The sequence below is a fragment of the Kordiimonas sp. UBA4487 genome, from assembly GCF_002389025.1.
In the GTDB taxonomy this organism is placed as follows: Bacteria; Pseudomonadota; Alphaproteobacteria; order Sphingomonadales; family Kordiimonadaceae; genus Kordiimonas; species Kordiimonas lacus.
Window position 1 is genome coordinate 375,793 of the sequence record NZ_DGNR01000015.1, and the last position, 24,644, is coordinate 400,436.

At 57.5% G+C, this 24,644-nt stretch carries 16 protein-coding genes; 7 read left to right on the top strand and 9 right to left on the bottom strand.

Translation table 11 applies throughout. The annotated features are described in order from the left end of the window. Window positions 1–64: 64 nt before the first annotated feature. Window positions 65–1,054 (top strand): sulfur carrier protein ThiS, encoded by a 990-nt coding sequence (thiS, locus tag B3Z17_RS18200; RefSeq protein WP_286831183.1) that lies wholly within the window; start codon window positions 65–67, stop codon window positions 1,052–1,054. Window positions 1,055–1,129: 75 nt separating this feature from the next. On the opposite strand, the gene B3Z17_RS18205 is transcribed toward thiS, so the two are convergent. From B3Z17_RS18205 to B3Z17_RS18215, 3 genes are all read right to left on the bottom strand, one after another. Continuing rightward, window positions 1,130–1,903 (bottom strand): DsbA family protein, encoded by a 774-nt coding sequence (locus B3Z17_RS18205; protein ID WP_286831185.1) that lies wholly within the window; start codon window positions 1,901–1,903, stop codon window positions 1,130–1,132. A gap of 10 nt (window positions 1,904–1,913) precedes the next feature. Next, window positions 1,914–3,305: a M48 family metalloprotease gene (locus tag B3Z17_RS18210; RefSeq protein WP_068306532.1), complete on the bottom strand. Its 1,392-nt coding sequence runs from the start codon at window positions 3,303–3,305 to the stop codon at window positions 1,914–1,916. 160 nt (window positions 3,306–3,465) lie between these two features. Continuing rightward, a complete protein-coding gene (locus B3Z17_RS18215) occupies window positions 3,466–6,285 on the bottom strand; it encodes an Rne/Rng family ribonuclease (protein ID WP_286831187.1) in 2,820 nt (939 codons plus the stop codon). Window positions 6,286–6,785: 500 nt separating this feature from the next. Between B3Z17_RS18215 and B3Z17_RS18220 the strand changes: the two genes are divergently transcribed. The 3 genes from B3Z17_RS18220 (at window position 6,786) to prfB (ending at window position 11,783) form a co-directional block, all read left to right on the top strand. Further along, window positions 6,786–7,985 (top strand): N-acetylmuramoyl-L-alanine amidase, encoded by a 1,200-nt coding sequence (locus B3Z17_RS18220; protein WP_286831190.1) that lies wholly within the window; start codon window positions 6,786–6,788, stop codon window positions 7,983–7,985. A gap of 87 nt (window positions 7,986–8,072) precedes the next feature. Next, complete coding sequence (locus B3Z17_RS18225; RefSeq protein ID WP_286831192.1) at window positions 8,073–10,610, top strand: penicillin-binding protein 1A; 2,538 nt, start codon at window positions 8,073–8,075, stop codon at window positions 10,608–10,610. Window positions 10,611–10,654: 44 nt separating this feature from the next. Further along, window positions 10,655–11,783 (top strand): peptide chain release factor 2 gene (prfB, locus tag B3Z17_RS18230; RefSeq protein ID WP_139167458.1). Its coding sequence is split into 2 segments (ribosomal slippage): window positions 10,655–10,723 and window positions 10,725–11,783, totalling 1,128 coding nucleotides; the frame shifts between segments, so codons are not numbered across the junction. Window positions 11,784–11,852: 69 nt separating this feature from the next. Here prfB and B3Z17_RS18235 read toward each other — a convergent pair. The 5 genes from B3Z17_RS18235 to B3Z17_RS18255 all read right to left on the bottom strand — a co-directional run bounded on the left by B3Z17_RS18235 (window position 11,853) and on the right by B3Z17_RS18255 (window position 17,943). Continuing rightward, entirely contained in the window at window positions 11,853–12,341 is a 489-nt protein-coding gene (locus B3Z17_RS18235) for a bactofilin family protein (protein ID WP_074519325.1), read from the bottom strand. Further along, window positions 12,295–13,548: a peptidoglycan DD-metalloendopeptidase family protein gene (locus tag B3Z17_RS18240; protein ID WP_286831195.1), complete on the bottom strand. Its 1,254-nt coding sequence runs from the start codon at window positions 13,546–13,548 to the stop codon at window positions 12,295–12,297. The genes B3Z17_RS18235 and B3Z17_RS18240 overlap by 47 nt, the downstream gene beginning before the upstream one ends. Window positions 13,549–13,690: 142 nt before the next feature. Next, complete coding sequence (locus B3Z17_RS18245; protein WP_286831197.1) at window positions 13,691–14,512, bottom strand: ferritin-like domain-containing protein; 822 nt, start codon at window positions 14,510–14,512, stop codon at window positions 13,691–13,693. Between the two features lie 8 nt (window positions 14,513–14,520). Next, entirely contained in the window at window positions 14,521–14,985 is a 465-nt protein-coding gene (bcp, locus tag B3Z17_RS18250; protein WP_286831200.1) for a thioredoxin-dependent thiol peroxidase, read from the bottom strand. A gap of 33 nt (window positions 14,986–15,018) precedes the next feature. Then, the gene (locus B3Z17_RS18255) at window positions 15,019–17,943 is read right to left on the bottom strand and encodes a bifunctional [glutamine synthetase] adenylyltransferase/[glutamine synthetase]-adenylyl-L-tyrosine phosphorylase (RefSeq protein ID WP_286831203.1); all 2,925 of its coding nucleotides are present in this window, start codon (window positions 17,941–17,943) and stop codon (window positions 15,019–15,021) included. 101 nt (window positions 17,944–18,044) lie between these two features. Between B3Z17_RS18255 and B3Z17_RS18260 the strand changes: the two genes are divergently transcribed. Next, window positions 18,045–21,386: an AsmA-like C-terminal domain-containing protein gene (locus B3Z17_RS18260; RefSeq protein ID WP_286831205.1), complete on the top strand. Its 3,342-nt coding sequence runs from the start codon at window positions 18,045–18,047 to the stop codon at window positions 21,384–21,386. Between the two features lie 78 nt (window positions 21,387–21,464). Here B3Z17_RS18260 and tyrS read toward each other — a convergent pair whose 3' ends face one another. Next, on the bottom strand, window positions 21,465–22,715 hold the full coding sequence (gene tyrS / locus B3Z17_RS18265) for a tyrosine--tRNA ligase (protein ID WP_286831206.1): 1,251 nt from the start codon (window positions 22,713–22,715) through the stop codon (window positions 21,465–21,467). A 122-nt stretch (window positions 22,716–22,837) separates the two neighbouring features. On the opposite strand from tyrS, the gene B3Z17_RS18270 reads away from it, so the two are divergent. After that, the gene (locus B3Z17_RS18270; RefSeq protein WP_286831208.1) at window positions 22,838–23,998 is read left to right on the top strand and encodes an anhydro-N-acetylmuramic acid kinase; all 1,161 of its coding nucleotides are present in this window, start codon (window positions 22,838–22,840) and stop codon (window positions 23,996–23,998) included. 68 nt (window positions 23,999–24,066) lie between these two features. After that, on the top strand, window positions 24,067–24,639 hold the full coding sequence (locus B3Z17_RS18275) for a PAS domain-containing protein (protein ID WP_286831210.1): 573 nt from the start codon (window positions 24,067–24,069) through the stop codon (window positions 24,637–24,639). Window positions 24,640–24,644: the final 5 nt, after the last annotated feature.

Sequence of the window (24,644 nt, forward strand, 5' to 3'; positions counted from 1 at the left end):
TGCAAAGCCGCTTCGGTATTTTTTTGCGGAAATTCATTTTGCGCGTAAAGGTTTGGCAGTTCAGATGCAAATTACAGTGAATGGTGAAGTGAAAACGCTTGAAGGGAATGCAAGCCTTCATGCGTTTCTGGAAGGGCTGGGGCTGGACCCAACGAAGGTCGCTGTCGAGCGCAATCTGGCGATTGTGCCCAAGTCCACCTTTTCCGAGGTCATGCTGGAAGACGGCGACAAGCTTGAGATTGTACATTTTATCGGCGGAGGACTGGAAACAGTGACGCACCCAAACGAAGACACATGGACCCTGGCGGGCGAGCAGTACCGTTCGCGCCTGATCGTTGGCACTGGCAAATACAAGGATTTCGAAGAAACAGCCAAGGCGGTTGAAGCCTCCGGCGCCGAAATCGTCACCGTTGCCGTGCGCCGGGTGAATGTGTCAGACCCGAACCAGCCGATGCTGGTGGACTATCTGGACCCCAAGAAGATCACTTACCTTCCCAACACGGCAGGCTGCTTTGATGCCCAGTCTGCGCTGCGGACACTTCGGCTCGCGCGCGAAGCCGGCGGCTGGGACCTCGTGAAGCTTGAGGTGCTGGGCGACCAGAAAACGCTTTATCCGAACATGCAGGAGACTTTCATCGCGGCGGAAGAACTGATCCGCGAGGGCTTCAAGGTCATGGTTTACTGCTCTGATGACCCCATTGCGGCCAAAAAGCTTGAAGACATGGGCTGTGTGGCCATCATGCCGCTCGGCGCGCCAATCGGTTCGGGCCTCGGTATCCAAAACCCAGTGCAGATCCGCTTGATGATCGAGCAGGCCAATGTGCCCGTCCTGGTGGATGCGGGCGTTGGTACGGCCTCTGATGCGGCTGTCGCGATGGAGCTTGGCTGTGACGGCGTCTTGATGAACACAGCGATTGCGGAGGCCAAAGACCCGATCAAGATGGCGCGTGCCATGAAGCTGGCGGTTGAAAGCGGGCGGCTGGCCTATCAGGCGGGTCGGATGCCGAAGAAACGCTACGCCGATCCAAGTTCGCCGCTTTCCGGCCTGATCTAGCGCCAGCGAGGCACATGACAGTAAAAGAAAAGGCCGCAGTTAGCGGCCTTTTTTGTTGTCTTGATCAAACACGGGTTACTCCGCGCCGTTGTCTGCCATATTCTCGCGGGCACGGGAGACAGCCTCGGCCAACCGGTTGTAGCCTTCGGCGCCAACGATAATGTCGTCGGCAATGATATAGCCTGGCGTGCCGTCAAAACCGATGTCCTGGCCGATGGCCAGGCTGTTTTTCACGTTCTTTTCAACCAGCTTGTCCTGCATGTCAGCCTTCAGTTGGTCCACATTCAGCCCCACCGATGCCGCTAGGGTATAGATGCGGTCTTCGGCCAGTTGGACGCTGTCGCCCATCACGGCAAGGTGGAACTCTTCGAATTTGCCCTGTTTGTGGGCAGCGAGGGCGGCTTTGGCCGCCAGGAAGGAGACCGGCGCCTTACCAGGCTGGTCCAGGATCGGATACTGGCGCGGCACCAGACGGATATTGCCGTCGTCCTGTACCAGCTTCAAAACCGATGGGAAGTGCCGGCGGCAGTAGCCGCAGCGGTAATCGAAGAATTCAACGATGGTCACGTCGCCGTTCGGGTTGCCCAGCACCGGTGCGCCTTCCTCCCGTTCCAGAAAATCGCGATACAGATTGACCGCGGGCAGCATCTGGGAAACCAGTTGGCGGCGTTGCAGCTCGCGGATCGCTTTAACGACAATCTCCGGGTTTTCCATCAGATAGTCTTCAAGCACGCGTTCGATCTTGGCACGCTCGGCAGGGTCAATAGCGGTGTCCTGGGCCTGCGCGCCAAGCGTGCCAACAAGGGGCAGGGTCGCTGCCAGCGCAATCGCGGTAGGGGTAATCTTCACTGGGTTTGTCCTATTGGTCAAAGGCAACACGGCGTCTGCGCTGTTGTTGCTGTTGTTGTTTTCGGAATTTTTCTGCGGCTTCCTCTGAAACATACAGGATGTCCTGCGCGCGCAGCCACTCGGGCGTGCCGGTCTTGAAGCCTTCCATGGCCCGCTGGGCATGCATCACAGCCATCATTGGGTTGCCGCCTGAATAGAAACGTTCGGCTGTTGCCAGGCTGGCTTCCGCGTCGCGGCCCATCCAGCTGTAGGCTTTCGCCAGATTGAACCAGGCAAAGCTGTTGCCGCGGTCATCGCGGGTGGCAGCCTCCAGAATCGGGATGGCGCGGTCCATCAGGGCCTTGTCTTCCAGGGAAACCATGGCCTGGCCAAGGGCTGTCGCAATCAATGGCTCATGGGGGGCTAGGTCTACCGCTTTTTGGAAGATGGGCAGGCTGTCACGCACCCGACCGTTTTCAAACAGAATCTGGCCCATGATTTCATAGAAGAATGGGTTGTTGGGTTCCGCTTCCACCAGTGCCCGGGCTTCAGCAAGCGCCAGATCCCACTCAAGCGACTTGTGGTAGGCATAGACGCGGGCATAGCGCGCGGCGATGCTGGTGTCGCTGGTTGGATATTTTCTGAGTGTTTGGCGCGGCTGGTAAAGGTAGCCCAGCAGTTTGGCCTTCAAGCGCTGGAATTTTTCCTCAAGAACCGGGTCAGCCTTTGCCTGGAAATGCGGATTCTTCTCAACTGCTTCTTGCAGTTGAAGGATACGGGTGCGGTTGAGGGGGTGTGACCGAACATATGGGTCCTGGCGCACTTGGGCCAGGATTTCCTGATCGCGCAGCTTGTCGAAGAAGCGAATCATGCCGTCGCCGGAGATGCCGGCTTCCTCCAGGTAGCGCGCGCCCGCCAGATCTGCTTCGCTTTCCTGACCGCGGCTGTAGGCCAGGAACTGGCCCTGCGCCATGGATTGCCCGGCCATCATGATGCCCATGCCGGCGTCCGCGCCACCAGCCAGAATGGCAGCCGCCCCCAGCACCATCGACAGGATCGATGTAGTGCCCGCATTCGCGTAAGCCTCGCCGGTCCTGATCCGGTGGCCACAGGCAATGTGGCATGTCTCGTGTGCGATCACGCCCAGAAACTCCGTCACATCATCGGCCTCCAGAATCAGGCCGGAGTGGATGAAGATATTCTGTCCACCTGTGACAAAGGCGTTGATCGAATTTTCATGCAGCAAATACATATGGACCGAAGCGGGGGTCAATCCGGCGGCCCGGAAGATGGGGTCTGACGCTTCATGGAGGAAGGCCTCTGTTTCCGCGTCCCTCAGGATTGACTGCGCGCGGGCAGGCGACAGGGGGAAAGCCAGCAGAAAAACAGCAAGGGCGATAAAGAGTTTTGTGAAGCGTCGCAACAGTTGTCTCCAAGTTTCCGCCCACGCTATGGGGTGGCGGCTTAATCGTCAATGAACATCCACTGACAACGCCGTGAGATTACCGGCTATTCGCTTGGTGGTATAAACAACAAAGGCGGCGAAGCTGTGACCTCGCCGCCTTTGATTAAACTTTCAAGGCTTAGCCGAACGTACGTTGCCACCAACCTTTACGTTTCGGACCGCCGTCGTCCTCTGCAGGAACTGGGCTTGCTGCCTGGTCGTTACCGTCGGACGATACAGAGATTTTCTGTACAGGCTTGTCCTCAGGCTTTGGGGCAGGCTTGGCTTTCGCCGCAGGCTTCGCCTTTTCAGGTTTGGCGGGAGCATCTGCTTTGGCGTCAGCCTTGGTTTTTGCTTTTGGTTCAGCTTTTGCGTCTGCCTTCGGCGCAGCCTTGCGTGTGCGACGCTTCGGCTTTTCTTCCGCCTCTGGCGCAGCTTCTGCTACCGGCTTGGTGTCAGCATCGGCTGCAGGCGCATCAGCGTCTACTTTCTTGCGGGCGCGGGTGCGGCGCTTCGGCTTTTCCTCAGTCTCTGGCGCGGCTTCGGCCTCCGGCTTGGCATCCGCGGCAGGCGCATCAGCGTCTGCTTTCTTGCGGGCACGGGTGCGGCGCTTCGGCTTTTCCTCAGTCTCTGGCGCGGCTTCAGCTTCCGGCTTGGCATCCGCGGCAGGCGCATCAGCGTCAACCTTCTTGCGGGCGCGGGTGCGGCGCTTTGGCTTTTCTTCTGCCTCTGGCGCGGCTTCAGCGTCCGGCTTGGCGTCCGCATCGGCTGCAGGCGCATCAGCGTCTACTTTCTTGCGGGCACGGGTGCGGCGTTTCGGCTTCTCTTCCGTCTTGGCGTCGGCAGTTTCTGTCACGGCTTCGGCGGCAACTGGCTGCGCAGGTGCGTCACCTTCAGCAGCGACTGGGGCTTCATCACCCTCAGAGCCTGCTGGGCGGTCATCGCGACCCCGACGACGACGGCCACCACGGCTGCCACGGCGGCGGCGTGGTTTGCCATCGCGGTTATCGTCCTGTTGGTCGTCGTTTGAGTGCTCTGCGTCGGCCTGGTCGTCTTCGTCCTTGCCGTCACTATTTTGCGCCTGTGCGTCCATTTCCTGGCCGTCCTGGCCACGTTCACCCCGGCGGCGGCGACGGCGACGACGGCGCTTGCGGCGCGGCTTGTCATCGTCTGACTTCTCGTCGTCATGGTGGGTTGGGGCAGGGCGAGCTGCTTCCTGCTGAACTTCAGGCTCAGCAGCCAGAAGGCTCTCTGCGGTCACCGCAGCTTCCACTGGGGCGTCGGATTTGGCGCCTGGCGTGATGGCTTCGCGGGTGATTTCTGTTTCGGACGAGCCAAAGGATGGCGACGCCGTAACTTCAATGGTGAAGTTATAGCGGGATTCCAGTTCCGTCAGCATGCTGCGCTTCTTGTTCAGCAGGTAGATGGATACTTCCGGGCTTGCGGTTACGCGAACAAGCGAGCTGCGGCCACGGATGCCTTCTTCTTCAAGCTGGCGCAGAACCATGAGAGACGCCGATTCAACAGACCGCACAATGCCGGTACCGGAACAGTGCGGGCATGTTTCCATGCTGACTTCAAGGAGGTTCGGACGCAGGCGCTGACGCGACATTTCCATCAGGCCGAAGCTTGAGATACGGCCTACCTGGATGCGCGCGCGATCAGCCTTCAGAACGTCTTTCATGCGACGCTCGACAGCGCGGTTATTGTTACGCTCTTCCATATCGATGAAGTCGATCACAACAAGGCCGGCCATGTCGCGCAGGCGAAGCTGGCGGGCAACTTCTTCTGACGCTTCAAGGTTGGTCTTGAGGGCGGTTTCTTCGATATTATGCTCACGCGTTGACCGGCCGGAGTTGACGTCGATGGAAATCAACGCCTCTGTCGGGTTGATCACGATATAGCCGCCGGACTTCAGCTGCACCACTGGCTGGAACATGGCCTCGAGGTGGTTTTCCACCTGATAGCGGTGAAACAGCGGAATGTGGTCCTTATAGTGCTGAACCTTCTTGGCGTGGCTTGGCATCAGGAGCTTCATGAAGTCCTTGGCCGCGCGGTAGCCTTCTTCGCCTTCCACCAGAATCTCGTCCACCTCGCGGGTGTAGAGATCACGGATGGTACGTTTGATCAGGTTGCCTTCCTCATACACGAGGGTAGGGGCAACTGATTCGAGTGTCTTCTCGCGGATACCGTTCCACAGGCGCATCATATATTCATAGTCGCGCTTGATCTCGGTTTTGGTCCGCTTCATACCCGCTGTGCGGACGATCAGGCCCATTTCCTCAGGCACTTCCAGGTCCGAAATCATCTTTTTCAGACGCTTGCGGTCGGTGGCAGAGGAGATCTTGCGGCTGATGCCGCCAGAGTGGGTCGAATTCGGCATCAACACGCAGTAACGGCCAGCCAGCGACAGGTAGGTGGTCAGGGCTGCACCCTTGTTGCCACGCTCCTCTTTCACAACCTGAACGAGGAGCACCTGGCGGCGCTTGATCACTTCCTGAATGTTGTATTTGCGCTTGAGCGCTTTCAGGCCACGACGGCGCGCCGCGGCTTCTTCGATCTCAGCGTCTTTTTCCTCATCATCGCCATGCTGGATTTCGGTTTCGTCTTCGTTGGCGTCACCGTCTTTGCCAGACGCGTCAAGATCATCCGGGTCCCCATGTTCCGCAACAGCTTGCGTTTCTTCGGCCAGGATCTGCTCGCGGTCTTCGACCGGGATCTGATAATAGTCTGGGTGGATTTCACTGAAAGCCAGGAAGCCATGGCGGTTGCCGCCATATTCAACAAAAGCCGCCTGCAGGGAAGGCTCCACGCGGGTTACGCGTGCAAGATAGATATTCCCTTTAAGTTGACGTCTCGTTGCTGATTCGTAGTCAAATTCCTCTACGCGGCTACCTTTAATAACTGTAACGCGTGTCTCCTCTGGGTGACGCGCGTCGATAAGCATTCTTGTCGACATATAATTGTTCTCCGGACTGGCTGCCGCGCAGGCACGCCCTCTTTAAGAAGGGGGGCGCAGGCAGGGTCCAATGGGTATGATTTTACTTTAGGAGTGGAGTAGGCAGTCCCCGGACAGGTGTCGACCAAAGCAAAACGCCGCCGTTCACTCAATGGTGCACGACGTGAAATTTGTATTTTCGATGCGCAAAGCCGCTTGGCCATTGCCGGTTCATGTCCTTGTTTGGCCTTGGGTTCGATGGCGATCTCTATCAAGAGTGAGACCGCGAGAGCGTCCCTTCAAGGCCGCGACCTGCCGCAAACATACGGCCGATCGATAAACTCGCATGGGTAAAATAGTGAAAGCGGGCATGCTTTACAATCGAAATTGTTCCATCTCGGCAATAAAACTGTATAAGCAGAGAGTGAGCGTTGGGATTTGTTTCTCTTGAGCGATTAAGCCGTTATTCATACTATGGTGGGCATAGTCACTGTAATTTGAGCTGTTTTTCGGGGAAGAGTGTGGTTTTGCGTAGCCTACAGTTACTGTTTCTGAGCCTGGGCATCCTGCTTGGTGGAAGCGGTGCTCTCTTTGCAAAAGATATCGATATTTCAGGCATCCGTTTTGGTCAGAACGGCAATGTGACCCGTTTTGTGCTGGATGTGTCCGAAAAAGCGGAGCCCAGTATCTTCCTGCTGGCAGACCCCTACCGGGTGGTCATCGACCTGCCGGAAGCCGATTGGCGCGCGAGCGACAGTGTCAAGGCATCCGGGGCGGTTGATGGATTTCGTCACGGGCTGTTTTCCCCTGGCATCTACCGGATTGTCCTGGACCTCAAGGACCCTGCTGTAATCAAAAGCTCTTTCCATCTGCCGCCAAGGGGCGGATACGGCCACAGGCTGGTGCTTGATCTTGAAACAACATCGCGCGACCGGTTCCTGGTTGCCGTGAAAGACAGTAAAAAGGCGCGCCCGGTCATTGTGGCCAAAGCCACGCCCGAAGTGGTCAGCCCGCGCCGCAGTGTGACTGGTAAGCGGGTTATCGTGATTGATCCAGGCCATGGAGGGCCGGACCCAGGGAACCTTGGCGTTATTGGTGTGCATGAAAAGGTGATTGTGCTGGCGATTGCCCGCGCAGTGCGGGACGAACTTGTCAGCACCGGACGCTATGACGTGCGCATGACACGTGACCGTGACATTTTCTGGCCTGTGCGCGAACGCTTCCGGATTGCACGGCGCCACGGTGCGGACCTCTTTATCAGTATCCATGCGGATTCAATCAACCGCCCTGACGTGAAGGGCGGCAGTGTCTATAATCTTTCGGAAACCGCATCGGATAAGGAAGCGGCCCGCCTTGCGGCCCGCGAGAACAAATCCGACGTGATCGCCGGCGTGAACCTTGAACAGGCGGATGATGAAGTTTCGTCCATCCTGATTGACCTGGCGCAGCGCGAGACGATGAATTTCTCGGCGCAGTTTGCCGCCATTCTGGTGTCTGAACTGGAACGCGATGTGCCCATGCTGAGACGGGCACACCGCTTTGCCAACCTGGGCATGCTGAAGGCGCCTGACGTGCCGTCAGTGCTTCTGGAGGCCGGCTATCTGACAAACAAGCAGAACGCCCGTTTCCTGAACAGCCGGGATGGCCAACGCCGTATCGCCAAGGCCGTGCGCCGGGCGATTGACCGCTATTTCGAACAAATGGTAGCGCTGGGCCGCTAATTGCCTTAACTGCGACACATTCTGTTGCCATCTATGGCATGGGACAATTTATGCGTTTTGCCTGTGCTGACAGGCGTTTGAGATACAATGGCTGACACTGACACAAATCGAACGAACAAGGCGGACAAGGCCGAACAGAAGACGGCGCAGAAGGTCAAGAAACCGCTGTGGCGGCGCCTGCTGAAGTATGGCCTGATTTTGGGTGCCGTTGGGACCGTGTCTGTTGGTGTGCTGATTGTCTGGGCTATCATCTATTATGGCCGCGATTTGCCGGACTATCGCCAACTGGCGCAGTATGAGCCCGCCGTAGTTACCCGCGTTCATGCGGGCGACGGTAGCTTGCTGACCGAATATGCCCGCAAGCCGCGGGTGTTTGTGCCGATCAATGCCGTACCGGACCAGTTGATCCACGCCTTCCTGTCCGCAGAGGACAAGAACTTCTATGAGCATAACGGCCTTGATTACATGGGCATGGTGCGCGGCAATATCCGCAACGTGGCGAATGTTATCCAGGGGCGGCCGCTGCAGGGCGGTTCCACGATCACACAGCAGGTGGCACGTACCTTCCTGCTGACGCTTGATCAGAAGCTGGACCGCAAGATCAAGGAAATGATCCTGACGCTCAGGATCGAACGAGCCTTTTCAAAGGACCATATCCTCGAACTGTATCTGAACGAGATCAACTTCGGGAACAGGTCATATGGCGTTGCTGCTGCGGCACAGAATTATTTCAACAAGGCGCTGAACGAGCTCACAGTCGCCCAGATGGCCTATCTGGCGGCTTTGCCGAAAGCACCACACAACTACCATCCTATACGCCATAAAGAACGCGCTGTTGGCAGGCGGAACTGGGTATTGTCGCGGATGAACCTCTTGGGGTACATCACCGATGAAGAATATCAGGAGGCCCTCGGGGAAGACCTTGTGATGGCAACCGAGACCGATCAGGCCCGCTTTGAAGCCGCGCATTTTGAAGAAGAAGTACGCCGCCGGGTCGGGCGCATGTATGGCACCAAACAGCTTTATGAGGGCGGTCTGTCGGTCCGCACATCGCTGGAGCCGCGCCTGCAGGCAATTGCGGAACGCACACTGCGGGATGGTCTTGTGGCCTATGACCGCCGTCACGGCTGGCGCGGGCCAATCAGCAATATTGTCATCAGCAATGGCTGGGTCGACGCGCTCAAGGAAATCAACCGTCCGCTTGGGTATGCCGAATGGCAGCTGGCTGCGGTACAGGAAGTCCGCGCCGACGGCGCCGTGATTGGCCTCAAAGACGGCAGCTACGGCTTTATTCCGTTTGAGGAAATCAAATGGGCGCGCGCCTGGCGCGAAGGCGAAACCCTGGGGCCTAGCGTCAAGGACCCGGCACAGGTGCTGTCAGTCGGCAATGTAATCGCCGTGGAGAAAATCAAAGGCGACGCTGTGGCGCTCACCAGCTTCTTCCGCGAAGACGGCCAGCCGGTTGGCGATGTTGCGCCTTTTGCGCTCCGCCAGATACCGGCAATTGAAGGCGCACTGGTGGCCATGGACCCCCATACGGGCCGCGTACTCGCGATGGTGGGTGGCTTCGATTATGACGCCAGCCAATATAACCGCGCCGTGCAGGCCGAACGCCAGCCGGGCTCGGCCTTCAAGCCGTTTGTTTATGCTGCGGCCCTCGATAAAGGCTTCACGCCGGCCAGCCTTGTGCTCGATGCACCGTTCGTGATTGACCAGGGCGACGGGCAGGGCAAATGGAAACCGCGGAACAGTTCCAACAAGTTCTACGGCCCCAGCACTCTCCGGTTCGGCCTGGAAAGATCCAAGAACCTGATGACGATCCGACTGGCTCAACACCTTGGGATGCCAACGGTTCTCAAGTATGCGGACAAATTCGGTATCGGCGAAAATATGGAGCCGACGCTTGCATCATCACTTGGCGCATCCGAAGTGACGCTTCTGGAGCTGACGGGCGCTTACAGCATGCTGGTGAACGGCGGCAAGCAAATCAAACCGTCGCTGATTGACCGGATACAGGATCGTCGCGGCCGTACAATCTATAAGCATGATGAACGCCAGTGCGTGGAATGTACCATTCAGTGGGAGCGGACCACCAACGAACCGGAGATCCCGGATGACCGTGAGCAAATCCTTGATCCGTTGACCGCTTACCAGATGGTTTCAATGCTTGAGGGCGTTGTGCAGAACGGGACTGGGCGTAAGATTCGTGTGCTGGGTAAGCCGCTTGCCGGTAAAACAGGCACCACCAACGATGCCACAGACGCCTGGTTTGTCGGGTTTTCGGCTGACCTTGCCGTTGGCGTGTTCACCGGTTTTGACCGCCCACGGTCGCTTGGGCGCTTTGAAGAAGGCTCAAGCGTCGCTGTGCCCATATTCCGGGATTTCATGCGTGACGCGCTCAAGGGCGAACCAGGTGTGCCGTTCCGGATGCCGTCCGGTATCCGCCTTGTGCGGATCGACGCCAAAACCGGCCAGCCAGCTACGATGGGCGATGAGGATGTGATATTGGAGGCCTTCAAGCCAGGGACCGAACCCCGTGTCGGGCAATATGCAGTACTTGACGGCTCGCTTGAAAACGGTAAAACCAAAAGCACAATTCGCAAGGGCACCGGCGGTATCTATTGATCCCTGGTTCGCCCGGGATGACTTAAGTAACGAAGGAAGTGTTTATGCGCGCGGAAGCTCAGGCAACCGTCGACCAACTCCAGCAGTCAATGGCACTGCTGAGGAGGCATCTTTGACTGGGATCGGGCTTTACTCAGGCTGGAAGAGCTGAATGCATTAGCCGAAGACCCTGATCTTTGGAATGATCCCCAGAATGCACAGAAACTGATGCGCGAGCGTACCAAGCTCGATGACGCCATCAAGGCCGTGCAGGAAATCGAAACCGACCTTTCTGACACGCTGGAGATTCTTGAGCTCGCCGAAATGGAAGGCGATGCGGACATGGAATCGGAAGCGGAAGAGCAGATCAAGGGCCTGGCTGAAAAAGCCAAGGACGCTGAGCTGAAGGCGCTGTTGTCGGGCGAAGCGGACGGTAACGATACCTACGTTGAAATCCACTCAGGCGCTGGCGGTACGGAAAGCCAGGACTGGGCGTCCATGCTGCACCGCATGTATATGCGCTGGGCCGAGAAGCGCGGCTTCAAAGTGGAAACCGTCCAGTATATGCCGGGCGAAGAGGCGGGCATCAAATCCGCCACGCTGCAGATCAAGGGCGAGGACGCCTATGGCTGGCTGAAGACCGAATCCGGTGTCCATCGGCTGGTGCGGATTTCACCCTATGACAGCAACGCGCGCAGGCACACCAGCTTTGCGTCTGTCTGGGTTTATCCGGTGATCGACGACAGCATCGAGATCGATATCAACGAAGGCGACCTGAAGGTGGATACCTACCGGGCGTCGGGCGCGGGCGGCCAGCACGTGAACACGACCGATAGTGCGGTGCGGATTACCCACCAGCCGTCCGGCATCGTGGTACAGTGCCAGGCCGAACGGTCCCAGCACAAAAATCGTGCGGCGGCGATGAGCATGCTGAAGGCGCGGCTTTATGAGGCCGAGCTTCGGCGCCGGGAAGAAGAAGCCAATGCGGTCAATGCCACCAAGACCGAAATCGGTTGGGGCCACCAGATCCGTTCCTATGTGATGCAGCCGTATCAGATGGTGAAGGATTTGCGCACCGGCGAAGAATCCGGCCAGCCAGACAAGGTGCTGGACGGTGACCTTGACCGCTTCATGGCGGCGGCGCTTGCGGCGCGGGTACACGGCACAGACACCGAAGTCGCGGATATCGACTAAGGCTTTGCCACCTGAACATGAAAAAGGCGCCTCGAAGGGCGCCTTTTTTATTGCCTGATACCAGTGTGCTTATTCGGCAGCTGGTTTTGCCTTGACGAAGGATGGCGTTTCCGCCGTTTCATCCTTCTTTGGGGCTGCCGCAGAAGCCATCGGGGCTGCCTTCCCTTCGGTCGGGTTCGACGAATGCGCGAACCGGCCGGTCAGTTTGGCGCCGGCTTCAACAGACAGGCTTTCGTGAACCACATCGCCTTCAACAATAGCGCTCTTTTCAAGGCGTACCGAGCGGGCGCGAATTTCGCCTTTGACGGTACCGCGGACAGTCACATTATCGGCTGAGATGGTGCCTTTTACAGCGCCGCTCTCGCCCATGACAAGACCGCCACAGGACACGTCGCCCGTGATGCTGCCGTCAAGCTGCAGTTCGCCGTTTGTACGGACATTGCCTTCAATCTGAACGTCTGATGCGATGAGGGAAGGGGTGGTCGCTGCACCCGAGCGGGGCGCTGGCGTGTTATTGCTGACTGGTTTCTTCATTTCTTCCTTGGATTTCGAGAACATCGTTTGCTGCTTTCATAAAAGGCATTGGGTCGCGTACTTCTCCGTCGAACCAGACTTCATAGTGAACGTGCGTGTCAGTCGCCCGTCCTGTCTTGCCCATGTCTCCCACGCGTTGTCCCAATATTACCTCGTCTCCCTTTTTGACCCGAACCTGGCGCATGTGGCCATAGCGTGTCCTGAAGCCGTTGCCATGATCGATTTCGACCATATTCCCGTAAGGGCCATACCAGCCGGCATGGACAACTGTACCTGGGGCCGTAGCGTTGATAGCCGTTCCGGGCCATCCTGCCAGATCAAGGCCTGAATGCCTCGCCCAGGTTTTCTTCAGCGGGTCCTTGCGTCGACCGAACTTGCTGGAAAGATAATATTTATCCGCAGGTTCGCCGACAGGGACACTATTGAGTACCAATGTGACCATCTCAAGGCGTTGACGGGTGTTAATCAGGCGAAGGAAAGTGTCCTGATCATTTTCGTGGAAAACAGGCTGGAAGTCCTGTTCCGGAACAAAGGGGCCGCCCACGGCAGACGCCATGGCTTCGGCTTTTTCAAGAAGCTTGGTATTGTTAAGCTTTGTTGGCTCCAGAATACTGTCGATTCTGGCAATCTGGGCTTGGGCGTCATTCAGAAGCGCGTTGGCCAGTTGTTGCTGGCGCGCTTCCATCTGCTGGAGTCTGGAAAGCAGGTTCTTGCGCCGGTCGTTATTGGACAGGATCGCGGCCTGTGCCGTACCGGCACCAAGGATTTCCGCGAAGAAACCCGGTTTACTGTCGCTGTTGAAAGACGTCCGCTCTGGATTTTGTGCAGCGATCTCTTCTGCATCGTCCTGGGCCGGTGCTGCCGTACTCGCTTTTTCAACACCAACAACTTCTTCAAGAAACTGCTGACGTGTCTCAAGCTGTTCCGCTTTACGCTCCACTTCCATTTCAAGCGCCGAAAAGTCGTTGGACAGCGATTCATACTGCGCTGACATGGTCGTAATGGTGCGGTTCTTGGCTTCAAGCACCTGGTCACGGGTAAGATAGTGATAGGATGTCACGCTGCCCCAAATCAGGGCGCTTGAAAGGGCAGTTGCAGCCACCATTTGGGTGTAGCTGCCAATGGTAACAAAGCGAACGCGGCCTTCGCTGCGCAAAAACAGCTGGCGCTCCGGAAAATATCTTTGCCGGAAGATCTGGAATTTCTCTAATAAAGTCAGATCGTTACTCAACTACCATCCACGCAATGCGCGTCCTCACCCTGTTGGTCCCTGCTCGAAGTCATTCCTCTATATAGGCATGCATCAAGCTAATAAAGTTATAATTTATAGTAGTTTTTTGCCATTCCACCGAATTTCGGCCGAATGGTCAAGCCTATTGTCCGTCTGCAAGCAGCTCCGCAAGGGGCTCATAGAAGGAGCAGGGCAGGCCGGCACGGTTGCGGGCAGGCTTGTTGAAAGGCGGCTTGAGGGAGCCTTTGAAATATTCGCCCACCAGTTCCTGGAACCAGACCTTGTCGTCCAGCCCGCCTTGTTTGGCCAGATGCTTGAACCACCGGGTTCCGGCACTGACGTGGCCGATTTCTTCTTCATAGATGGTTTGCAGCACATCAGCGGACGTGACGTCTCCGGCTTTCTTGAACTGCTCGATCATCTTGGGCGTGACGTCCAGGCCGCGGGCCTCGAGCACCATGGGCACAATGGCCAGCCGGGCAGGCAGGCTGTCTTTGGTGTCCATCGCGGACTGCCAAAGACCGTCATGGGCAGGCAGATCGCCATAATAGCAGTCCAGTGCCTTCAGGCGCGCCTGCAAAAGGGAAAAATGACGGGCTTCGTCATCCCCAACCTGTACCCAGTCATCGGTGAAGCCTTTTGGCATCAGGTCGCCAAAGCGGGCGACCAGATCAAACGCCAGATCAATGGCATTCAGTTCGATGTGTGCGATGGCATGCAGAAGGGCGCGGCGGTTGCCCTCTGTGCCGCCTTTGCGACGCTTTGGCATATCCGCGGGCATCATCAGGACCGGCTTTTCTGGCCTTTCGGGGCGGAGCGGCGGCTGGACAGTGAAGTCAAGCTCCAGCGTGCCACCGCGCCATTTGGCAGCCGCCAGACGGGCCATTTCAGCTTTCTCGCGCGGGCGCCCGGTGTTGAGGACAGCCACGGCAGCTTCGCTGATATTTTTCCATTCTGCGGTCATGGATCAGACTATAGCCCTTTGACAGCGTCAAGGACCGCCTCGGCGTGCCCTTTGACCTTCACCTTGTGCCAGACCTCGCGTACGGTGCCTTCACCGTCAATCAGGAAGGTGGCGCGCTCAATGCCCATATATTCACGGCCATAGAGCTTCTTCTGCACCCAAACGCCGTAGTCTTCAATGGTTTTACCGTCTTCATCGGACAAGAGGCGTACTTTCAGTTCCTGCTTGGCGATGAAGTTATCGTGTCGCTTGACGCTGTCCTTGGACATGCCCAGCACAACGGCGCCAGCGGCCTCAAATTCACCGATCAGTGACGTGAAATCCTTGGCTTCGGTGGTGCAGCCAGGGGTACTGTCCTTGGGGTAGAAATACAGAACCACTTTTTTGCCCTTGAAGTCGCTGAGCGACAGCGTTTCGCCGCCATCGGCGGGCAGGGTAAAGGCAGGGGCTTTATCTCCAACGTCAATGCTCACGTCATGTCCTCCGGTTATCTCTTTTGCTGCAGATTATGCGTCTTCTGCAGTCGGTAAGGCATTCGCCGGTTCCTCTATCACAGTTTGGAACAAGCTGTATATGTCTGATTGTTTACGGACAAGGTCTGCCCGAAGATCGTTGAAAGTTGCCTTCCCCGTGGCCCGGCATAATGTGGACCGAAGCGCCTTTGGGATGGCGCTGTCGTAAGCCGGACTGCCGCCCAGGCAAAGGCGCAGCAAGCTTTGCACCTGTTGCATGTATTCGTGTCCTCCATGGAGGGTTGCGGCCTGTTCCTCGGTCAGGGCCCCGGCGGCAGCAAGCCGACTGATGCTTTCGTCCAGTTGTGGGTGGAAGATATCCTTTGCCCTGTTGCCTTCCCGAAGCATCAGATACTGGCAGATGAATTCCATATCCACGAGCCCGCCCCGCGCGTGCTTGATGGCCCACGGATTGTCGGTGCCGAACTGCGCGAACAGCTTGCCGCGCATGTCATGAACGGCCCGCAGCAGCGCGTCACCGTCCCGTGAGGCAGTCAGCACCGAAATGATGGTGCTGATGAGGGGCTCGCGAATGCTGTCCGGCGCCAGGATCACGCGCGCACGGGTCAGCGCCATATGTTCCCATGCCCATGCCGCTTCCGTATAATAGTCAGCAAAGGTCTTGAGCGTCACAACAAGCGGGCCCTGGCTGCCAGACGGCCTGAGGCGGGTATCGACCTCATAAAGCCGGCCTTCGGGCGTCAGTGCCGTGATGGCCGTGATGATATGTTGGCCAAGGCGGGAAAAATATTGGCTTGGCATCAAGGGCTTAGGCCCGTCCGACAGACTGTCCATATCCGGCACATGATAAAGGAAGACGATGTCCAGATCGGATGTGTGTGTCAGCTCGCCGCCGCCATATTTTCCCATGGCCACAATTGAAATACCGCCGCCTTCGAAGCGACCATGCTTTGTGGCGAACTCATCCTCGACGCGTTTTGTCAGGGCTTTCAAGGTTACATCAGCAAGCCGCGTGTGGGCTTCACCGCATTCTTCAACGCTGGCAAGCGATTCCAGCAACTGGACGCCAATGCGGAAGCGGTGTTCGGCCACAAACCGTCGGACGATATCCAGGATATCCTGATAGTCGCGGGCACTATCCAGCAGTTCTTCAAGCTTTTCCCTGAGGTCCTCTTCGCTTTCAAGCGGCGCATAGAAGCCAGGTTCTAATACTGCGTCCCAGAGGTCGGGTTTTTTCCCGAGTGTTTCAGCGAGAGCGGGCGCGAGCCCCATGACATGTGCCAGCAACTGGAACAGCGAAGGGTTGGACTGAAGAAGGGAGAAAAGTTGAACGCCGCCAGGCAGTTGCGATATGAACCTGTCAAATCGGGTGAGGGCGCTGCCAGCGTTTTCCGTGCCTGAAAAGGCTTCCAGAAGGCCAGGCAATATCTGTTCAAGCAAGCCTCTGGCGCGTTCCGTTCGAAGCGCCCTGTGACGCCCCCGGCGCCAGCCATCGATCACTGCGGCAGAATTGTCCGGGTCTTCAAAGCCGAGCTTCGCGAGCGTGGCCGGCAGGTCGCCTTCGGAATAGCCGTCATTTTTGGCTGTGTCGTCTTCGGGCAGCAAGTCTTCATAAATCTGGCTGATCGGCTTGGTGTGGCAGGTAACAGCTTCCTTGAAGCTGGCTTCATCCGCATACCCCATAAAGGATACCAGGCAAGCGAACCGGTCATCGTCGTCCGGGATATCGTGGGTTTGCTCGTCATTCATCATCTGAATGCGGTGCTCTAACGTGCGCAGGAAGCGGTAGCCCTTCGAAAGCGTCTTGTGGATCTTGCCGTCGATAATCTGGTCCATTGCCAGCATGTCAAGGGCGTCCAGCGTGCCCCTAAGCCTGAGCGCCGGGTGCCGGCCTGCATGTAGTAACTGGTTGATTTGCGTGAAGAATTCTATCTCCCGGATGCCGCCATAGCCCAGTTTGACATTGTATCCCTTGAAGGCGGTCTGGGTTTGGCCATAGTGACGGTTGATCTGGTTTTTGATGGCGGCAATATCATTGAGGGCCGCGAAATCCATATTCTTGCGCCAGATCCAGCGCGCCATGGTCTCAAGATAGGCTTTTCCGGCTGTCTGGTCGCCGGCCACCACGCGGGCCTTGATCATGGCAGACCGTTCCCAGTTCACGGCCATGGAATGATAATATGTTTCGGCGGCTTCAACGGCCAGGGCTACAGGGGTGGCGCCAGGGTCGGGCCTCAAGCGCAGGTCGGTGCGGAACACATAGCCGTGCATGGTCCGGGTTTCCATGATCTTCATCAGTTCCTGGGTCAGGCGGATGAAGCACTGCTTGACGGTTTTGGTCCCGGTGTAGCGCACACGGTCGGTGTCATAGAGGGCGATCAGGTCGATATCCGAGGAATAATTGAGCTCATAAGCCCCCAATTTGCCCATGCCGAGAATGAAATAGCCGCACGAGGCCGCAAGAGCCGGACTGACGGCTTCTTCCTCACCGTTCGGCCACGCCAGTTCGCCGGCTTTCATGCTGGCGTGCAACAGGTGCGCGAGCGCCAGCTCGAGCGCCGCATCAGCAAAACGGCTGAGGGCCGTCGTGACGTCCTCTAAGCTCCACCAGCCAGCAACGTCGGCGGCGGCAGTCAGGAATGCTGTGGCGCTTTTCTGTTCACGCAGGAAGGCCATCAGGTCCGGAGTCTTTTCACCATCAGGGCGGGGCGCAGTCAGGGACGCGAGGATGGCCTCAAAATGGGTGTCCGGATCGCCCTGCAGATATGCAGCGGCAAGCGCGGGCTGACGCCTGGCAATGCCCGCCAGAAAGTTACTGTGCCCGAAAAGCGCATCTGCCAGCGCCCGTGCAGATTCATTGCCCTTGAGGGCAGAATCACTTTCGGCTACAGCTGCCCAAATTTCGTCTGCTTTTTCCTTATGATAAGCTTTCGGTAGTGTATGTGTCGAATGTGACATACAGAAGGATCAACTTTCTGAGTTTTTATTTGCGGACAGACACGAGTGTTCATACCTTGCCTAGTCAAATCAAGGGCAATTAAGGCGATCGGACGTCATCTTTGAAAAAGTCTCTGGGCATTATGGTCAGAACGGGGGTGTGGGTTGCGACAGCAGCAGTGTTGCTGGCGTGCCTTTTGTTTGCGCGCCTGCTGTTTGCGCCGATTGATATGGGCTTTGCCCGAGACGAGATAATCGGCCAGGCGGAAGGGATCCTGCCAGGCTGGAAAATTGAATTCGATCAAACCGAAATTGGCTGGGATTGGCGCAGCGTCAGGCCCTGGATTTCCATCACCAACCTGCGCCTGACGGACCGGGCCGACCGCCTGACTGCCCGGGTGCCGCGCGCGCGTGTGGGTGTCGCCTTTTCCAGCATCCTCGGGGACATTGGCCTGTCATCCGTTGAGTTGGACGCACCAAATGTCCTGGTGACAGATTTGGCAGGCTTTTCGGATGCCACGGGCAGTAGCGGGTTTTCAGACCTGTTCGGCGACAGCGGCCTGCCAAAACCCGCCGTATTCCGGCCTGTGACAGAAGCTTTTAGCCGTTTCGCAAAACGCCTGACCAACCAGGCGCCCGACCTGGACAATATCCTGTTGACCAGTTCGGTGATTGAAATTGTGCGCGGGGACGAGTTCCAGAATGCCCGTTTTGCCGTGCCGCGGCTCGAGCTGAATGCCGACGGTGATTTGCTGTCCCTGGCCGCCCTTGCCGACGTTATGCTTGGGAACCGGCCTGTCCAGCTGCAGCTGCAGGGTGAAGCCGAGCCGGAAGTAGGTGAGCTTACAGTCTCCGTGGCGTTCAGCCAGATGAACCCAAGTGATTTGAGCTTCCAGGCCAATATGCCTGAGGTGGTTACTTACCTCGATTTCCCGGTAACTTTGGGGCTGGATTTTGAGTTGGCGTCAAACGTGGGCCTTCGGTCCGCGCGCTTCCATGTGGGCATTGATGAAGGCTTTGTCAGCCATCCGGTGCGTTTCCCCGAAGCCGCGCCTGTCACATTCGGGTCCATCGACGGCTACTATGTTGCGTCGGAAGACATGGTTGTGATTGAGGAGCTGGAAGTGCAAGCCGGCGCGCGGCTTGTTACGGGTAGCGGCGTCTTTCAGTGGTTTGAGGAACTGGATGAGCCCAGCGTGAAGCTGATGCTGCAGACAGATGCCGCAACCATTCCCGAAATTAAAAGCTATTGGCCAGTTGCCACCTATCCTGACGGTACGCCAAGGGGCGCGCGGGTCTGGGTGGATGAGAATATGATCCAGGGAACTGCTCGAAATGTCAGTTTCCATGTGGACTGGTCGCCGACCACCGGTGGTGCCTTCGCAAAAGGCAGCGCCATCCAACTGGATTTTGAATTCGACGGTATTGACACCAAGTACCTGCGTGAAATGCCCCCCATTGAAAATGCAATCGGTCATGGGCGACTGACGCGTGAAGAATTCGACATCGAGATAACAGCGGGCTCGGTCCTGGGCATGCCAATTGGCGGATCGACGGCCCATATGTATGACATTCACATGCCGGGGCAGGGCACGGGAGAGTTCAATGTCAAGCTGACGGGGCCTGTGCCAACCATCATGGACCTGATTGCTTATGATCCGCTGAATGTACCCCAGAAGATCGATTTCGACCCCACGCGGCTTGACGGTACGGCAAATGTTGATGTCGCGATCACTGTGCCTCTTATCAAGGGCGTGCCGAAGGAAGATGTCGATTACCGTGTGGAAGCGCAGCTGAGGGGCACATCCGTCACGGATCTCCTGGGCGGTGAAGGCCTGCGGGAGGGTTCGATGATCCTGCAACTGGACGGTGACCGGCTGTCGCTCGCCGGGGATGCCCGCTTGAACGGGGTACCAGTAAGCCTGTATTGGCGCGAGGATTTCGCAGCCGGTCGCGACAATCCTGAGGCAGAAACCACGGAAGTGGTATTGGTTGGCGAATTCGACGAGACGGATATCCAGGCTTTTGGCGTCGATATTTCTGACTTTCTCGAGGGCAAGGCCGTGGGTGAAGCCACCTTCATTGGCCGCAATTTCAAATTCAGTCGTGGCTATTTCACCGCCGATACGACCGACGCGGTTCTGAAGGCATCCCAGCTTGCCTGGCGCAAGCCGGTGTCCAGCCCTGCGATGGTAACGGGCACACTGGTGCTTCGGGACGAGGGGACCTCCCTGAGCCCGCTTGTCGTGCAGGGCGAAAACGTGGATCTGGTTGCCTCATTCGACTGGGGTAGCCGCGAAAGCGGACGGCTGGATGGTGATTTTACTATTCGCCAGATGGGTAATCATCAGTTGGCGGGCACTGTGGTGCAGCGCGCGGGGAAGCCGACCAAGGTGAACATTGTGGCCGCAACGTTCGATGCCGGTGTTTACCTGCGGGAACTGGATGATGCGCCTGCAACGCCAACGGCAGCAGCCAATGAGGCTGAGCAAAAAGGCGATGATGTCGACATCAAGCTTTTGGCTGACCGATTGTTGTTGCTGAATGGCGAGGCCCTGGAAAAGGCCTCCTTGGAGACCCGCTTCAAGGAAGGGGAGCCCAAAACACTGAGCTTCACCGGCTTTGTCCCCGGAACCGAGAAGCAGGTCGTCATGACAGTCGGCGAAACAGATGACCCGGCTGGGCAGGCCATTTCGCTTACCAGCCCGGATGCGGGCCATATCCTGCGGGGGCTAGGCCTGTTTGCACACCTGAGGGATGGCAGCCTGAATATGTCAGGCCTGACGTCAGGGTGGGGCGATCGGCTGCATATGGAAGGCGAGGCAAAAGTGCGCGACAGCCTGATGGTCTCGCAGGAGAACCTCGGCCCCGGGGTCAAAGAAGGCGTCGTGAGCGGCCTTAACGACTATCTATCGGATGGCCCGGTTTCGCTCGACAAGATTGACGTCCCTTTCGATTACACCAACAGCCTGCTTGACCTGTCTGGCCTGAAGGCCAATGGCCCGACGCTGGGCATGACCATGGAAGGGCAGATATCGGCCCGTGAAGACAAGATCAATGTAAACGGCGTCTTTGTACCGGCTTATGGCTTGAACTCTCTTCTGGGCAAGATCCCCATTTTGGGCGCGCTCCTGACCGGCGGCGAAGGCAAGGGCGTGTTTGGCGTATCCTACCGCGTGAAAGGCCAGCTGGAAAATCCTGAGTTCACCATCAATCCGGTCTCGGGCCTGGCACCTGGATTTCTGCGCCTGTTGTTTGAAGGCCGGAAAGGCAAGATTGCCGATGTGGAGCTGGAGCCGGGCCCTGAAACTACACCCGTTGATCCCGGTGATTCCGTTGGCCCTGACGGCACGGAACCGCAGCCTGGTGCCGATGGTGGCACTGCGCCAAAAGCCGAGCCGACACCAGAACCGGCGGAAGACCCCTCGGATGAGCCGAAAGACGAAGACAAGCCAGCCTCTTGAATGGTCTTGTTCTACGCCATGAAAAAGGCCCCTGTGCTTCCACAGAGGCCTTCATCGATCAGTTTGTAAAGACAGGCGTTACTCGGCCTTCACCAGCGCGTGACGCTTCTTGCCGGCCGAAAGCTTGATCTGACCGTCATTCAGGGCATCCGCCAAAACGACGAGGTCTTCGCTTTCGACCTTGGCGTCGTTCAGCTTGGCACCGCCCTGTTTGATCAGTCGGCGTACTTCGCTTTTGGAGGCACCGAGGCCCGCTTCGATAAACAGGTCAACCACATTGAAGCCGGCCTGCAGTGCTGCGGCGGGGATGCTTACAGTTGGCAGGTCAGCGCCTGCGCCTCCCTTGATGAAGGTTTCCCGTGCCGTTGCTTCCGCAGCCTTCGCGGCATCGGCGCCACGACAAAGCTTGGTCACTTCATTGGCCAGGATCACCTTGGCGTCGTTGATCTCTGAGCCGCCGAGCGCTTCCAGGCGACGAATCTCGTCCATCGGCACTTCGGTGAACAGGCGCAGGAACCGACCTACATCGGCGTCCTGCGTGTTGCGCCAGAATTGCCAGAAATCGTAAGCTGGCAGCTGTTCTTCATTGAGCCAGATGGCACCGGACGCGGTTTTGCCCATCTTCTTGCCGTCAGCCGTGGTGATCAGCGGTGTTGTCAGGCCGAACAGATGCTTGCCTGCCTTGCGGCGCGCCAGTTCCATGCCGTTGACGATATTGCCCCACTGGTCTGACCCGCCCATCTGCAGCACGCAGTTGTGGCGCCCGGCAAGCTCCATGAAGTCGTAGGCCTGCAGGATCATATAGTTGAACTCAAGAAACGTCAGCGGCTGTTCGCGCTCAAGCCTGAGTTTCACACTGTCAAACGTCATCATGCGGTTGATGGTGAAGTGCGGGCCGATTTCGCGCAGGAACGGGATGTAACGCAGGTCATCCAGCCATTCGCCGTTATTGACCATCACAGCGTCGCTGGCATCGTCGCCGAACGTCAGCAGCTGATCGAAGATAGTGCGAATGCCCGCCATATTGTCCTCGATGATCTCATCGGTCATCAGCTGACGGCTTTCGTCGCGGCCCGACGGGTCGCCGATTTTGGATGTGCCGCCGCCCATCAGGACAATCGGCTTGTGGCCGGTCTTCTGCAGCCAGCGCAGCATCATGATCTGGACAAGGCTGCCGACATGCAGGCTGCGGGCCGTGCAGTCGAAGCCGATATACGCTGAAATCGGGCCTTCAGACATTTTGGCGTCCAAAGCCTCCAGGTCAGTCGCCTGGTGGATAAAGTCCCGTTCGGTCAGGACTTGCAGAAATTCCGATTTCAAGTTGGTCATTGATCTGGTCCAAATAGATGATGTCGTGCGAATAAAATTATTTAAGAGCGGGCTGATGTAGCATACGGTGGCGGTAAGGCAAAGCCCCAAGCGGGTGCAAAAGCGTAGGAGACAGGTGTTTTATGTCAGTTTTGGGTGAAGCAGGCGATATCAAATGTGTCATCGGCCTGATGAGCGGCACTTCGATGGATGGTATCGACGCAGCCATGATCTATACGGATGGCGTTCGAATTGAACGCCTGGGCCCATCGCTGACACTGCCATATACCCCCGAGATGCGGGCGCAGGTGAAAGAATGTCTTTCCCTGGCAGCTGGGTGTGCAAGCCCGGAAAATCCACCTGAAGCTATCAAACAACTGGATGACGACCTCGCTGATTGGCACGCAGAAGCCGTGTTTGAGCTGTTGGCGGTTACCGGGCAAACGCCGGAAGAGATTGACCTGATAGGCTTTCACGGCCAGACGCTGACCCACCGGCCAGACCGCGGCTGGACCTGGCAGCTGGGGGACGGCGGCCGACTTGCCGGCCTGACGGGCATCAAGGTGGTCAATGATTTCCGCACGGCTGACGTGGCAGCGGGCGGTGAAGGCGCGCCACTCGTGCCGCTTTATCACGCGGCGCTTCTGGCCCGGGCACGGCGACACAATGTGGTGGCAATCTTGAATATCGGTGGTGTCGCGAATGTAACCTGGGTGAAATTTGGCACTGATGGGGAAGACCCGCAGATCATGGCGTTCGACACCGGACCGGGTAATGCCATGCTGGATGACTGGGCTGAAATCCATACCGGAAAGCCGGTTGATACCGACGGTAATCTGGCGGCACGGGGCTTGAGCCACGAAGAAGTTGTCATGGGGCTGATGGCTTCACCATATTTTGATGAAACGCCGCCCAAAACGCTGGACAGAGACGACTTCAACATCCAGACCGTGCGTGGCTTGTCAGCAGAAGACGGGGCCGCGACGCTCACCAACTTCGTGGTGGAATCGGTCATTTCAGCTCAAAGCCATTTCCCAAGCCCGCCAGAGGCCTGGTATGTCGCTGGTGGCGGCAGACATAACCCAACCCTGATGCGGCGTCTCAGACGGCGTATGCCGGTGCTGGTGGACCCTGTCGAGGTGCTGGGCTGGCGCGGTGACGCGCTGGAAGCCGAAGCCTTCGCTTTTTTGGCTGCTCGCACAGAACGGGGTCTGGCGCTTAGCTTGCCAAGCACGACAGGCTGTTCAGCACCAACTCCGGGCGGTGTGGTTCATCTGCCGCGGGGTCGGCGCTTGCGGCGCTAGTTAACGATTTTTTCGTTAGTCAGTTGTATCATTCTTTAAGGTTGTAGTGCAGGGGGCTGGAGCGTGGCTTGCTGACGAAAACAGACTTTCAGAATTTTATCGACTATTGGCAGCGCCATGCCAATGAAGCTGGCGGTATTCCCTACCGTTCGGCCTTCGTGCTGAGGGATATGCCAAGAGTTGCGCCCTATTTCTATCTGCTGGAGTGGCATGGGCCAACCACGGCGACCGTTCGGTTGCTGGGGACAGCTCTTGATGCTTTCATTCCAGACCTGCATGTGGGGGGCGATTTTCTGGGTGTTTACAAGGGTGAGCAAAAAGATTTCTATGCCAGGGCCATGGCGCCGGTTTGCGGCCATCCGTGCGGTGCAGACCTGTTGCGTCGCATCACACTGCAGAATGGGCGCTCTGTTGAGGTTCGTGGTGTGGGCTTCCCGGTTCGATCTGAGAGTGGCCCCGTGACATTTCAGCTGGGGCTGACTGAAACCCCTGACCCAGATACACCGCTGGGCTTCTCAGACGAGTTCAAAAGGGCGCGGTCCAGCATTCTGTCGCTGGACTATATCGATATCGGCTACGGCATACCCAAAGAAAAACCGGCATTCCCACCCGAAGGTGACTATGCCGGTTCCCCAAAATAGCTGTC

Excerpts from the sequence above, each read along its gene's own strand:
- thiS (WP_286831183.1), top strand. The coding sequence starts at position 65 with ATGCAAATTACAGTGAATGGTGAAGTGAAAACGCTTGAAGGGAATGCA.
- B3Z17_RS18215 (WP_286831187.1), bottom strand. The coding sequence starts at position 6,285 with ATGTCGACAAGAATGCTTATCGACGCGCGTCACCCAGAGGAGACACGC.
- B3Z17_RS18225 (WP_286831192.1), top strand. The coding sequence starts at position 8,073 with ATGGCTGACACTGACACAAATCGAACGAACAAGGCGGACAAGGCCGAA.
- B3Z17_RS18235 (WP_074519325.1), bottom strand. The coding sequence starts at position 12,341 with ATGTTCTCGAAATCCAAGGAAGAAATGAAGAAACCAGTCAGCAATAAC.
- B3Z17_RS18245 (WP_286831197.1), bottom strand. The coding sequence starts at position 14,512 with ATGACCGCAGAATGGAAAAATATCAGCGAAGCTGCCGTGGCTGTCCTC.
- B3Z17_RS18255 (WP_286831203.1), bottom strand. The coding sequence starts at position 17,943 with ATGTCACATTCGACACATACACTACCGAAAGCTTATCATAAGGAAAAA.
- tyrS (WP_286831206.1), bottom strand. The coding sequence starts at position 22,715 with ATGACCAACTTGAAATCGGAATTTCTGCAAGTCCTGACCGAACGGGAC.
- B3Z17_RS18270 (WP_286831208.1), top strand. The coding sequence starts at position 22,838 with ATGTCAGTTTTGGGTGAAGCAGGCGATATCAAATGTGTCATCGGCCTG.